This is a genomic window from Muricoccus harenae (assembly GCF_009848505.1).
GTDB lineage: Bacteria > Pseudomonadota > Alphaproteobacteria > Acetobacterales > Acetobacteraceae > Roseomonas > Roseomonas harenae.
The window spans coordinates 1-12,026 of the sequence record NZ_WWDL01000037.1 but is presented as its reverse complement, the minus strand read 5'-3'; the positions used below and the strand labels follow the sequence as shown (position 1 = coordinate 12,026).

10 protein-coding genes are annotated in these 12,026 nt (G+C 61.2%); 8 read left to right on the top strand and 2 right to left on the bottom strand.

All coding sequences use genetic code 11. The annotated features are described in order from the left end of the window. The first annotated feature begins 23 nt into the window (after positions 1–23). Genes GSE44_RS21425 through GSE44_RS21405 form a run of 5 tightly spaced genes read left to right on the top strand, consistent with a single transcriptional unit; the run spans position 24 to position 6,486 of the window. The gene (locus GSE44_RS21425) at positions 24–1,520 is read left to right on the top strand and encodes a hypothetical protein (protein WP_159350878.1); all 1,497 of its coding nucleotides are present in this window, start codon (positions 24–26) and stop codon (positions 1,518–1,520) included. Continuing rightward, positions 1,517–2,872 carry a glycosyltransferase gene (locus GSE44_RS21420; protein ID WP_159350877.1) on the top strand — a complete coding sequence of 452 codons (1,356 nt, stop codon included), beginning with the start codon at positions 1,517–1,519 and terminating at the stop codon, positions 2,870–2,872. The genes GSE44_RS21425 and GSE44_RS21420 overlap by 4 nt, the downstream gene beginning before the upstream one ends. Beyond that, complete coding sequence (locus GSE44_RS21415; protein ID WP_159350876.1) at positions 2,869–4,080, top strand: glycosyltransferase family 4 protein; 1,212 nt, start codon at positions 2,869–2,871, stop codon at positions 4,078–4,080. Before GSE44_RS21420 ends, GSE44_RS21415 begins: the two co-directional genes overlap by 4 nt. Beyond that, entirely contained in the window at positions 4,077–5,198 is a 1,122-nt protein-coding gene (locus tag GSE44_RS21410) for an acyltransferase family protein (protein WP_159350875.1), read from the top strand. The genes GSE44_RS21415 and GSE44_RS21410 overlap by 4 nt, the downstream gene beginning before the upstream one ends. Further along, positions 5,185–6,486: a hypothetical protein gene (locus GSE44_RS21405; protein WP_159350874.1), complete on the top strand. Its 1,302-nt coding sequence runs from the start codon at positions 5,185–5,187 to the stop codon at positions 6,484–6,486. Before GSE44_RS21410 ends, GSE44_RS21405 begins: the two co-directional genes overlap by 14 nt. Positions 6,487–6,788: 302 nt before the next feature. Here GSE44_RS21405 and GSE44_RS21400 read toward each other — a convergent pair whose 3' ends face one another. After that, positions 6,789–8,006: an IS110 family RNA-guided transposase gene (locus GSE44_RS21400; protein WP_159350873.1), complete on the bottom strand. Its 1,218-nt coding sequence runs from the start codon at positions 8,004–8,006 to the stop codon at positions 6,789–6,791. Positions 8,007–8,273: 267 nt separating this feature from the next. Here GSE44_RS21400 and GSE44_RS21395 point away from each other — a divergent pair, with 267 nt between their 5' ends. Both GSE44_RS21395 and GSE44_RS21390 read left to right on the top strand, forming a co-directional pair. Further along, positions 8,274–9,353: a polysaccharide pyruvyl transferase family protein gene (locus GSE44_RS21395; protein ID WP_159350872.1), complete on the top strand. Its 1,080-nt coding sequence runs from the start codon at positions 8,274–8,276 to the stop codon at positions 9,351–9,353. 17 nt (positions 9,354–9,370) lie between these two features. After that, the gene (locus GSE44_RS21390; protein WP_268893680.1) at positions 9,371–10,369 is read left to right on the top strand and encodes a glycosyltransferase family 2 protein; all 999 of its coding nucleotides are present in this window, start codon (positions 9,371–9,373) and stop codon (positions 10,367–10,369) included. A gap of 237 nt (positions 10,370–10,606) precedes the next feature. On the opposite strand, the gene GSE44_RS21385 is transcribed toward GSE44_RS21390, so the two are convergent. Beyond that, positions 10,607–11,446: a DUF707 domain-containing protein gene (locus tag GSE44_RS21385; RefSeq protein ID WP_159350870.1), complete on the bottom strand. Its 840-nt coding sequence runs from the start codon at positions 11,444–11,446 to the stop codon at positions 10,607–10,609. Between the two features lie 231 nt (positions 11,447–11,677). On the opposite strand from GSE44_RS21385, the gene GSE44_RS21380 reads away from it, so the two are divergent. Continuing rightward, positions 11,678–11,818: a hypothetical protein gene (locus GSE44_RS21380; protein WP_159350869.1), complete on the top strand. Its 141-nt coding sequence runs from the start codon at positions 11,678–11,680 to the stop codon at positions 11,816–11,818. Positions 11,819–12,026: the final 208 nt, after the last annotated feature.

Below are 12,026 nucleotides of genomic sequence, written 5' to 3'. Positions count from 1 at the left end.
GTAGATCAGCGAAGTGGACGTGGATGATGCGGAACGCTGGCCCTCCACCGTCGCGAAGTTGGACCCTGCCCTGGGAAAGCCCGGCCCTCCTGAGTCCGGGCGCCATCCTTTCGGCCTTCGCCGCGCTCGGCATACCGCTTCTCCTCAGCGCAGCGGGTTTCGCGGCCGCCAATCGCCTGCTGTATCCAGCGCTGGCCCTTTTCGTTGGGAGTTTGCTCTACATCAAGCGGTCGCCCTGGTATGTCGGCTACTGCCTGTGGCTATTCTGCGCCTGCGCACTCGTGCGGCGGCTGACCGATTATCAAGCCGGATTCCAGGTCTCCAGCACCGTACTTCTTGCGCCTTACGTCGCCTGCCTGCTCGCGGGAGGCTCGGCGCTGCGGTATCTCGGCACGGGCCGGAATCCTTGCTCTGTTTCCCTTCTCTTCGTGCTTGGGACCATCTTCTACGGGGCCGTCCTCGCGGTGCTGCAGGGTCGGCTGGGCCTGGGTATCACCGACTTGCTGAAGTGGTCGGTCGGACCGCTGATCGCCGTCCACTTCCTTGCATTGCGCCGGGAGGCGGCCGCCGAGACGCGCAAGGTGATACTGACCGCGCTGGTGGTGGCGGGCCCGCTGATGGCCTTGTACGGGGTCTGGCAGTTTATGAGCCCGCTACCCTGGGACGCCGAATGGGTCATCAACGTTCGGCAGCTCGGTTTCGACTCCATTGGAGTGCCGCAGCCGTTCGGGCTGCGAGTCTTCGGCCCGATGCAGTCACCGGGATCCCTGGCCGCGTTCCTCATGGCGAGCGTGCTGGTCAGCGTCGGGCGGAGAGCGCAACTTTCGTGGGCCTTGCTCCTCCCGTGCGTGTTGTGCCTGGCCCTATGCCAATACAGGACGCTCTGGGCCGCGACATGCGTCGGCCTCTTTCTCATCTTCCTGTGGGGCACACCGGGCACGCAGTTCAAGATCGCAGTGAGCGCGGGGATTGCGGTGGTAGGGCTCAGCGCTCTCGCACTCGTTCCGGAGATCCAGTACGTGCTAATGCGCCGCTTCAACTCCCTCGGTGAGCTTGAAGCCGATGCGAGTGGCGCGGAGCGGCTGACACAGTATGTCCGCTTCTTCACCGAAGCGGACGAGCCGCTCCTCGGCACCGGCTTCGGGGTAAACTATCTGTCGGCGATCGCCGGGCAGAAAGCCGCTGCGCTGGACAGCGGCATCCTTGATATCGCGCGCTCCTTCGGTCTCTTCGGCGGGCTACTCTATCTCGTCGGTCTAGGATCACTCATCGTGACCATGATCCTGCGCCGGTCCGGGGGGGGCATCAGCAGCACCATCTTTCCCGCGGCCGCTGTCGCATGCTTCATCCAGCTGCCTCTGGGGTCGATTCATGTGGCCGAAGCAGGCTTCCTCGGATGGCTTTTGCTGGGAGCCGCTTTGTCCACCAGCCTCAGCCACGGCAGGACATCCCGCTCCCGGCAAATGTTGCGGCCTGCGGGATCACGAATGCTGCCTGAGAACCGGGAACTCTCCGCATGACGCGCAATCCGGCCGATACTGTAGAGCATCATTGCCCAGGCCAGGATCGTGACGGGCCCCTGACTGATGTCCGGATGGACAGCCAAGCCCTGCACGATCCCCGAGACGCCCTGGGGAAAGAGGCGTCTCATGCTGATTGGGTAGACACCCCGCAGAACCTGCGGACGCGACCACAGCGCATCCGGGTTCTCCATAGCGTCGGGCATTTGCTCCGTGGTGGAATTGAGACCTGGCTCTATCAGACGATCCGTCACCTCGACCCGGAAGTGTACGAGCATCATGTGCTTGTCTGGACGGAGGATGAGCAGGCCTTCACTGAAGAGTTCCGTGCGGCAGGCGCGACGGTCCTGGCCTGCCCCGGACACAGCAATCCTGTGCGCTTCGCATACAACCTCCGCCGATTGATCCGGGCGCATGGGCCGTATGACCTGCTGCATACACATGGGACGCATTTTCACGGCTTCGTCATGCTGCTCGCGCGGGCTCTTGGAGTGAAGAAGGTGCTGGCGCACAGCCACACCGATATACAGCCTGTCTTAGCCTCGGCCGGCATCGCGTATAGGGCATATGCTGCCGTCGGAAACTGGGCAATCCGCAGTTGCGCCGACGCCGGCTTTGCGGTGAGCGATAGAGCCGCCGTCTCGATGTTCGGTCCCACCTGGGCGGGGGAGGGCCGATGGAGGATGCTCTATTGCGGCATCGACTTCAGCGCCTTCGACCGTACGGCTGACCCGGCACTGAGGCAGCGTCTCGGAATTCCTGGGTGTCGCAGAGTTGTCGGCCACATAGGGCGCTTCCACGCGCAGAAGAATCAGCACTTCCTGCTCGAAGTGGCGGAGCGAGTGATCGCGATGCGGCCTGATGTTCATTTTCTCCTTATCGGGGACGGTCCCGACCTCGCGTCTGTAACGCAGCGGGCGGAACGGCTTGGCCTCGCGTCCCACATCACCATCGTTCGGGACTGCAGGACCGTGCCGCTCCATCTTCTCAGCGCGATGGACAGCTTCATCCTTCCGTCTCTTTACGAGGGGCTTGCCCTGGCGGCCGTTGAGGCACAGGCGGCGGGACTGAGTTGTCTCATCTCCGACAGCGTGACAGCGGAAGTTATTGTGAAGAGGGATGCAGTGCGAAGATTGCCACTGAGCCTCGGAGCCGAGGCTTGGGCTTCTGCCCTCCTTGATCTGCCCCCTCGAAGTAAAAATCAGTTTGAGAACTTGCGGCACTGGTTCCTTGGCGGACCCTTCGATATCGTTGAGTCGGCAAGGCTATTAGATGCCGCCTACCGGGAATTAAGAATGGGCGTGTTGCCTTCGGCGCGCTGGAATGTGCAGCTTGAGAAGCTGACGTCATGATGGATGGCATGTCATTGAATGCCGCGGCGAGTGCGTTGCAGAAGCCGGTGGTGTTTATTCTTCATCCGTCGGATCTTCTCACCGACCACCGCCTGAACGGTGATGGCCTTGTGGCGTGCGATTTCCTGCGGGAACTTGTGAGACGCGGCTACCGGTTGCATGTCGCTTGCCGCGAAGTTGACCTCCTGTGCCCGTTCCCCGACAGCTTGACCCTCTATCCAATCGCGCGATCGGGCCTGCCTGAGATTCTTGGCCGTGTGGAGTACATGATCAGGGCGCGGCTGCTCCTCACGCGGCTGCGGCGATCAAACTCCATTCACATTGTTCACCAAATGAACCCGGTTTACGCTGGACTGTCACTCGGCCTTGCAGGCTGTGGCCTTCCTACGCTGTTAGGGACCTATGTTGCCCGCTGGCCCGAGGAGGACGGCGGCTCCTTCGCAAGCCGTGCCAAGCGCCAAGCACGCCGGTTTGTAGCATTTCTTCAGCAGGTGCAGGCGAGCAAGATCTTGCTCACGACGCCGGCCGCTATGGATCAGATCGCGTCGCCCCGGCGAGTTCAGCACAAGATCGTCCAAATGAACCACGGCGTTGACGCGGTGATGTTTTCACCGTCCGGGCAGCCATCCGCATATGGACCGGCGAGCATCCTCTTCTACACCAGCGTCACGCGGAAGAAGGGCATCTTCACGTTGCTGGCGGCCTTTGAGAAGGTTGCTCGGGCCTGTCCGGATGCCTCTCTTAGCGTCGTGGGGAGAGGGGAAGACTGGGATGAGGTACGGCGTGTCGTTGCCGGCATGGCGTGCCGCGACCGAATCGCAATGCGGGGCTTCATACCGCGTTACGAGGCACCTGATCTCTTCCGAAGGCACGCAATCTACTGCCTGCCATCGCACGGAGAGCCGCTGGGCGGCACGGCTTTGGAAGGAATGGCCTGCGGGAAGCCGTTGGTGGTCACCAACACTGGCGGATTGCCTTACGTTCTGGCGGAGGATGGTGGCATCAAGGTGCCGGAAAATGACCCGGATGCGCTTGCAGAGGCCCTGCTCCAACTCATCTCCGCGCCCGACATGCAGAAGCGGATGGGAGCTGCGAACCGAGCGCGGATCGAGGCCGAGTTCACCTGGCAGAAAGTGGTGGATAAACTCGAGCGTGTATACGCGGATCTTGTCCGGTCAGACGGTCGGAAAGGTGAAGCAGAAAGATGACGCTCAGTCGCCTCGCCACGCCTCCGGCTTCGGGTGCGCCGAGGCTAGACTACCTCGACACACTTCGCGGTGTAGCTGCGCTTTCGGTCGTATGGTTTCACTACGTGCTCGCCGGCAGGGGGAGTCATGGAACGTTTGGCGATGCGGTCGTTTTCGCACTGACGGAGGTATTGGACGTCGGCAAGATTGGCGTCGTGCTCTTCTTCGCTATCAGCGGGTTCATCATCCCGGCGAGTATCCGCAGCGACACTGCGTCGCCCGTTCGGCAGTTCGTGATCGGCCGCTTCTTCCGGCTCTATCCAGCGTACTGGATTAGCATCCTGCTCTGTCTTGCCTTCATGGAGGCGGAGGATCGGCCTGGCCTTTACCCCATCCTGTTCAATGCCTCGATGGTTCAAGGCTTCCTTGGCGCACGGGACATCAACGGGGTGGCTTGGACTCTCCAGATCGAGCTTGTGTTCTACACGGTTTGTCTGGGGCTCTTCATCGCCGGCATTCTAAGCTCTCGGCGAGCCCAGTTCGTTGCCCTCGTCAGTTCGATGGCGCTGGCGTTGTGTCTGGCGGGCATGCGCTATAGCCTCGCTCTCAAATTGCCGGTCGCACTTCCGCTGGCGATTTCGGTTATGTTTCTAGGCTGCCTCTGGCGGGGAGCGGTGTTAGAAGCCGACCCAGTCGCACGCCGCTTCTCGGCCTACGCGGCACTCACCATGCTTCTGCTCCTTCCGCCGGTCTGCGTGCTCGCCTACTCGCTCGACCTCGGCTTCAAGGAGACCTGGTACAGGTATCTGCTGTCGTACATCGTCGGCCTCGTGACCTTCCTGCTGTTCACGACAAGGCTCCGGCTCCGAGGCCGTGTTCTCGTTCATCTCGGTACCATCAGCTACTCAGTCTACCTTCTCCACACGCCCATTCATCTGGGCGTCGAGCGGCTCGGCCTGATGCCTACCGCGGACAGTTCGCCGCTCATCCACTGGTTCTCAGTGGGGATGATGATGATGCTCGTGGTCTGCGTCAGCCATGTTTCCTACATAGCGGTCGAGAAGCCTTGCGTCGCTCTTGGCAGGAGCCTGGCTCGGCGCGGAACGGTCCGGGGAGCTGCTGCCTATGCTAGGCACTGAACGGGCTGCAACACGGCGGCAGATCGTCTCATCCCTGCTTGCGGCACCGATGGTTGCTGCTGCGCAAGCGCCCGGGATCCGCGCGCACCAGGCCGACGCCCTGGTAGAGAGCATCGGAATCAACATTCATGCCTGGCCACGAAGCTCCTACGTGTCTGGCGACCGATGGCGGAAGGTGATCTTGCCGGCGCTCCGCGAACTCGGCGTCCGCCATCTGCGCGATGGCATAGCGGGTCCCGTTGAGGTCGCCGAGCGTCATGCGGCGCTCGCAAGTGAAGGCTTCCGCCTGACGCTGATCACGGATCCGCTGCTTACCCCCGCTCTTCAACTCGGCCCCGTGCTTAAACGCGTCGGCCTGCGCGGCATCGCCATGTTGGAAGGTGTTAACGAGCCGGATGGAGCCTGGGTCCGCAAAGTCGGGGCATCGCCGGCTCTAGCGGTGGCCCATCAACGAGATCTCCATGCGGTCGGAAGTTCGCTCGGCATCCCCGTCGCGGCTTCGGCCCTGATCAATGCCGGGGCAGCTCGGGAATACGCCGGGCAGGCGCCTTACGCTGACTACGGCAATTGCCATCCCTATCCCGGCGGCCGGATCCCGGAGACGTCGGGCTGGGGCGCGAACGGCTACGGAAGTGTCGAGCACGGCCGTGACAAGCTGGCCCTGGCGGTCGCGGGAAGCGGCAAGCCCTTTGTTGCGACCGAGGCGGGATACAACAACGCTGTTTCGGCAAAGGCGAAGGCCGCTGCCGGCCATCATGGCTGCAGCGAAGCTGCGGCTGCGGCATATGAGCCCCGCCTCTTTCTTCACTACCTGAATCTCGGCGTGGCTCGCAGCTTCCACTATGAGCTGTACGATCAGCGCGCCAATCCCGACGATGTCGAGGCCAACTTCGGATGGGTGCGGAATGATGGAAGTCGCAAGCCGTCCTACGTGACGATGCGGAATCTCATCTCGATCCTCTCTGATCCTGGTCCGCCGTTTGTGCCGGGCCGCCTTTCCTTCACGCTAGCAGGCGCCACCAGTGGCGTGATGTCTTGCCTGTTGAAGAAGCGGGACGGGACATGGTTTCTTGCCCTGTGGCTTGCCCGCTCGGTTTGGGACATTAGGACTTACTCTGATGTGGATCTGCCAGGGCAAACCGTGTCACTCACCTTCGGTGATTCAGTGCGACAGGTCTCCGGTAATCACCCCAGCGAGAGTACCACCTTCGAGGAAATCCCGTGCTCTGATCGCAGAGTCGAACTTGTCGTGTCCGGGCGCATCTACCTTCTCCGGGTGACCACATAGTGGCGGCGCGGATGCCTCTGACCTCGCCGAATTCAGTGGGAGCCACCTTGGTCGGGTCAGAACGCCAAAGGCTCTTTCGCTCGTACTGGAGCGTCCCCCTCCACGTCGGTTCAAATCGGCGCCTTCGGCCTGCTCCGTCTCCTCACTGCGAAATGGAATGGAGGCAGGAAAGGCATTTTGGGCACAGGAGACGACGGATGAGATCGACAAGCTTTTCCGTCGTGATCTGCTATCCTGGCCCGGCACGGGTGACCGCGTGGCAAAGAGCCGGGCCCGAGGATGTGAGCCCGGCCGCGCAGCCTTCACCGTCGCTCCTCATTGGCGGCACCCGTGCGCCGCTTTCCCGGGCCGCGTGGTTGCCAGTGCCCGACGAATTGCGCGTAGGCCTGCTCGGCCTGCCGCGCGACCTCGATCTCCCGGTCACGCAATTCCTTGACGTTGTAGGCATAGGCCGGCCCGCGCTGATTGCCCTTCCTCGCCGGCTGCCCCGCCTGCAGCTCCATCGCGCGGACCTTGTTGGCCACCAGTGCCGGGCGCGCCCACTGGTAATCGGTGTCGCGGGTCAGCAGGCACCAGCAGAGCACGGCGAGCTTCCTGGCCACCGCCACGGCGGCGACCTGGTGCCCCCGCTTGGCCCGGACGCGCAGAAAGAACGCCCGCAGCGGCCCCGGTGCCTTGGACGCGGCCCAGGCTGCCTCGACCAGCAGGGCGCGGGCGTGCGAGCGGCCGTGCTTGCTGATCCGGCCATGCTGCGCCAGCCCCAGGCCGGACTGACGCACCCGTGGGTTCAGCCCCACATAGCTCACCAGCTTCTCGGAGCTGGGGAAACGGCGCACATCGCCGATCGCCGCCACCAGCCCGGCTGCCACGATCAGGTTGACGCCGGTGATGGTCAGCAGCCGCTTGACCGCGGGATCGTCGATGGCGGCCTGGGCGATGTTCCGGTCCAGCACCTCCAGGTCCTCGCCCAGGCGGTCGAGCTCGCGCAGGTGCCGCTCGATGGCAGAGCGCTCGTCATCCGGCAGCACCTGCTGGCCAAGCCAGCTCCGGCCCAGCCGGCCGAACAGGTCGGCATGCGGGCAGGGCGGCACCAGATGCGCCTGCAGGATGGCGTGCACCTCGTTCTTGACCCGGGTCCGGTGCCGCACGACCTGGTTGCGCCGCGCCACCAGCCGGCGCCGCCGCTCGGTGCCGGCATCGGGCACCCAGACCTCGGGCAGGAAGCCCGCCGCGCGGAGCGAGGCCAGCACGCCGGCGTCGATCTTGTCGGTCTTGACCTGGGCGTGCGCGATCGCCTTGACCTGCAGCGGGTTGGCCACGACCACCCGGGCCACATAGGGGCTGAGCACCCGCACCACGGCCATGGCGTTGCCGGTCGCCTCTACCACGACCTCGTCCTCCCGGCTCAGGGTCCGCCCGAACCCCTCCAGGCCCGAGCGGGTCATGTCCACCCGTCCCGCCGGTCTGAGGCGTCCGGCCTCCCAGAACACCACCTCCGCGAAGGTGCGGTGGATGTCCATGCCAATCACACGTCCCATCTCCTGCTCCTCTCCAGTGGTTCGACGGGAGCAGTGGGCAACACGACAACTACGGATCCGCGCTCTCGGCGCAACCGGGTCGGTCGCAGGGGCGGCCAGCTACTAATGCGAGCTCTCGGCTCATCGTATACATCGGCCTGCCCACTACGTGCTCCCGGTGCCCCTCGTCCCGGATGGTCTCACCATACGCCAGGACTGAAGCTGTCCCAGCCGGATAAGCAGGCACCGCCATCCTCATACCGGTTACGAATGAACGGCAGTTCCCGTGCACACATGGCTGGCCGGACCGGGACACCTCAAGCCGCACTCCTAGCAGAAATGCAGGAGGGCATTAAATGTGCACTCTCACCTGTCGTCCGCCCGAACGAGAATTTCGCGCTTCTCGACTTCCCAGATCATCCTAATGTTGGAGATAGTGCGATCTATCTGGGGGCGCTCTCCTACTTCGAAGCGAGAGGAATGTCCCCGGATTACGTTTCCACCCTTTGGGATTGTAACTGGAAGGTTGCAGGCCGGATCGCGGATCGTGGCACCATCTACCTGAATGGTGGCGGTAATTTTGGTGATCTGTGGCCGCTCCATCACGAGTTCCGAGAGGCCGTTCTGCAACGCTTCAAGGGGCGGCGCGTCATACAACTTCCGCAGACTATCTATTTTTCGTCTCAGAAGAAGCTTGATAGGACTGCCAGAGTTATTAGTGACCACGGCTCATTCACGCTTCTAGTCCGCGATCACCAAAGCTTCGAAATTGCCTCGCGATCCTTTGATTGTACTGTCGGCTTGTGCCCGGACATGGCTTTTTATCTTAAGCTGGTGTCGAACCCGCGCCCGCGCGTCGATCTGCTTCTGCACTTGCGGCGAGACAAGGAGGCCGCGACCACATACGACATTAGGGCCGTTATGGAACAGTATGACTCTGTTTGCCTCGACTGGGGCAGCGAATCGTTTCAATTTTTACTTCAGCGCAAAGCGGCATCTCGCTTGATGCATATTATCAAGAGCGCAGGCGACAAGCGAACTTCTGGTTGGAGGCATGGTTATTACCGGGCCCTTGCGGAGGAGCGTCTACGGAGGGGAAGAAAACTCCTGGAAATTGGGCAGACTTTAGTAACCGACAGGATGCACGGGCATATTATCAGTCTTCTCCTGGGCTTGCCCCACTGCGTTCTGGATAACAGCTACGGGAAGACGAGTTCTTTTATTTCTACCTGGGGAACCTGCGTAGGAAATGCTCACGCCGCAATAAACCTCGGTGGGGCCGTAGAAATGCTAGGTCTTCGGGAGGGACTTAAGGGAAGGCGGCGAAAAGTCGTGCCATCTGTGCTTTAGGATAGAGAGGCCAATCAATGCAGCTAACTTCCGAGGACGCAAGCTCACACAGCGTTAGTCCTCCTAGTATCTCAGTCTGCATGCCCGCTTCGCGGGCCCACGCTTGGTTCCGTGCAGCGTTGGGAAGCGTCCTCGCGCAAACTGAGCGGGACTTCGAGGTTATTGTCATGGATGACAGTGGCGGTAGCCTGCGAGAGGTCGTGGATGCCTTCGGGGACCGGCGCATCCGGTACCACTCCAATTCTGTTGCGCTCGGCTTCGCGCGCAATCATTGCCGGGCCATCGATGAGGCACGGGGCGAGTACATCACCTTCCTCCATGATGACGACATTTGGGAGCCTGAGTTCCTAGCGGAGACAAGGGCAGTGATGGACCGGCATCCTGAGGTGGGATACGTGCTGGCCGCCGCAATAGAGATCGACGAGAACGACAGGGAACTCTGCCGGCGTCCGATGCCAATGAGGAATGGGATACAGGAGGATCCCCTCTCCCATATCCTCGCCCCTCATTTCATGATGCTTTTGCCGTCCTTAAGTATGTTCCGTCGGACAGCCCTGGCAGATAATGCCCGCCCGTGGCCCGATGTTATCGCGGCCGACGTGACGATGTATTTAGACCTCTTGTGCGCTGGCTGGAAGATTTACCATCTTGATCGGACCCTGGTCAGGTACCGTGTGCATAAAAGCCAGATCGGGAATGACGCACTTGCGCATCGGCATGCTGTGGTAACCGTTTGGGAAAGGTACTCGTTTTCGCAGCCTCAGCATGAGACCAAAAGGCGCGAAAGGCTTTCGTACGGCTTGGTGGCAAGGGCCGGTGCCCATCTACGGCGTTATGAGGTACAGGAAGCCAGGCAGGATCTACTTCGCGCGCGACAGATCACGCCGTCAGTTGTGGATAGTCGCTGGCTACTGATGAGAGGCCTCAGTTCTCTGCCAGGCGCGATTAACATAGCGCAGAAGGTGTGGGCGCTATTCCACGATCCCTTCAAGAACCGGCACCGGCACAACGGCTAAATTATCGCTGCATTCGCAAAGACTCTCGGGTTTCCGTCAACACTTAGTTGCAGAATTTCCATTCTCGGGGCCTGACTCGGCAGGAATTTTGCTGGGCTACATTCACTCTCGCTTTCTCCTGCCGATCGGGCAGCTGACATCGGCGGTAGCTGCAACAACCCCTCAATCCAAAACGGCTGCTGAGATCAGAAGGCAAAACCGCCGCAGCCGGGACGAGGCAGTGGCGCTCTTGTGGCGTCAGGCGACGTAACACGCAAGGCGGCGTATGATCTTCTGAACGAGGTTTGGCTGCGGGACAGGCATAGAGGACTCTGCGACCTCGGCATCGGATAGATATGTCACCCGAGCGATTCCTCTAGGCGTGATTTCTGGTATCTGGAGCCGGGCTCGAACACTTTGCCAGTGGTCGCGACGCTTGTGCCATTCCTGAAGCGTGTCAATTTCGCGAGGCCCCCTCTTGGTCCTGTCATGAGGGTTCAGAACCTCAACCGCGTCTATGATCGCGAATTTTCGGTATCGGTCACTTTGCAAAACATGCGCCATCCAAAAATCAATACCCCACCCAACAAGACTGCCATCATAGCAGTCCAAGAACTCGATCAACTTATCCTTTCGAAAGAGCGGACAAGTGACCTCGACAAAATTTACAAAGCGCAGCAGACTATCCCCTGAGAACTTCTGATTTGGCCGAACGGTTACTTTATGCGAGTACTTACCATTCTTATCAAAGGCCGGCTGGCATACCCATAGGTCCCAGGACTCTGCAATATCGAAAACTCGCTCAATTTGCGAAGGGGTCATTTGGACGTCATCATCAACAACCCAGACATAGTCGTACTGACTGAGGAGATGAGGATTGCCCAAGTTAATCGCATGGAGATTCTGGAACTTACTGCCTTTCCTTGGAATGTAGACGCTGCTGACAGTCTCCAGCTTGCGGCCAATTTCTGCATCATCGCCGTAATAGGCAACGACGAGGTCCCATGATCGATCGGGCTCGGTCAACCAAGCGGCGATGTTGTTCTTCTGACCAGCACTTGTAAAAATACACCGGCGCTTTACCGTGTTATCGGCCATATCACATGGCTCCCTCTCGGGCGATGATCTTCAGCTCTGAGCATAAGGAGCCGCCCCCGTAAAGAAAGCCCTTCCGCGGCTCTCTGTTGGACTTGCAAGTGTTTATCTCAATGGCGGCAACCGTTGGTTGTTCGTCAGCTAGCAAGCTCGCTTCCAGAGCCTTATCCGGTGATCCTCCCCCACTGAATTGGCCCATTTCAAGGTATGGGTTTGAGGCGGAGGAGGACGGAGATGGCAAGCAAGAGGCACAAGCCGGAGGAGGTCGTGAAGGAGTTGCGACAGGTGGGTGTCCCGATTCCGCAGGGGCAGGCGGTGGCGGACCTGACGTTGGGCAATCAGATCCTGGCCGAGGCTGCGCGGGGAAGCTTCTGAGCTCCGCGCGCCGGCATGCCTGTGTGAGCGCGTGGTGCAGACGATGGGGGCTCCGAGTGCCGCGCCTGCACGGTGCTCGGGCAGCACTGCTCGATACGGCGCAAGGCGCCGCGGGCATAGACGCGGAGGGGCTGACGGCCGATGTCGTCACGGGCGCTCGCGAGTATGGGCGCTATGGCTACCGCAAGGTCACGGCCCTGCTCCACCA

Coding starts and splice junctions, on each gene's coding strand:
- GSE44_RS21395 (WP_159350872.1), top strand. CDS start 8,274: ATGAACGGCAGTTCCCGTGCACACATGGCTGGCCGGACCGGGACACCT.
- GSE44_RS21380 (WP_159350869.1), top strand. CDS start 11,678: ATGGCAAGCAAGAGGCACAAGCCGGAGGAGGTCGTGAAGGAGTTGCGA.
- GSE44_RS21405 (WP_159350874.1), top strand. CDS start 5,185: ATGCTAGGCACTGAACGGGCTGCAACACGGCGGCAGATCGTCTCATCC.
- GSE44_RS21400 (WP_159350873.1), bottom strand. CDS start 8,006: ATGGACATCCACCGCACCTTCGCGGAGGTGGTGTTCTGGGAGGCCGGA.
- GSE44_RS21410 (WP_159350875.1), top strand. CDS start 4,077: ATGACGCTCAGTCGCCTCGCCACGCCTCCGGCTTCGGGTGCGCCGAGG.
- GSE44_RS21390 (WP_268893680.1), top strand. CDS start 9,371: ATGCAGCTAACTTCCGAGGACGCAAGCTCACACAGCGTTAGTCCTCCT.
- GSE44_RS21420 (WP_159350877.1), top strand. CDS start 1,517: ATGACGCGCAATCCGGCCGATACTGTAGAGCATCATTGCCCAGGCCAG.
- GSE44_RS21415 (WP_159350876.1), top strand. CDS start 2,869: ATGATGGATGGCATGTCATTGAATGCCGCGGCGAGTGCGTTGCAGAAG.
- GSE44_RS21385 (WP_159350870.1), bottom strand. CDS start 11,446: ATGGCCGATAACACGGTAAAGCGCCGGTGTATTTTTACAAGTGCTGGT.
- GSE44_RS21425 (WP_159350878.1), top strand. CDS start 24: ATGATGCGGAACGCTGGCCCTCCACCGTCGCGAAGTTGGACCCTGCCC.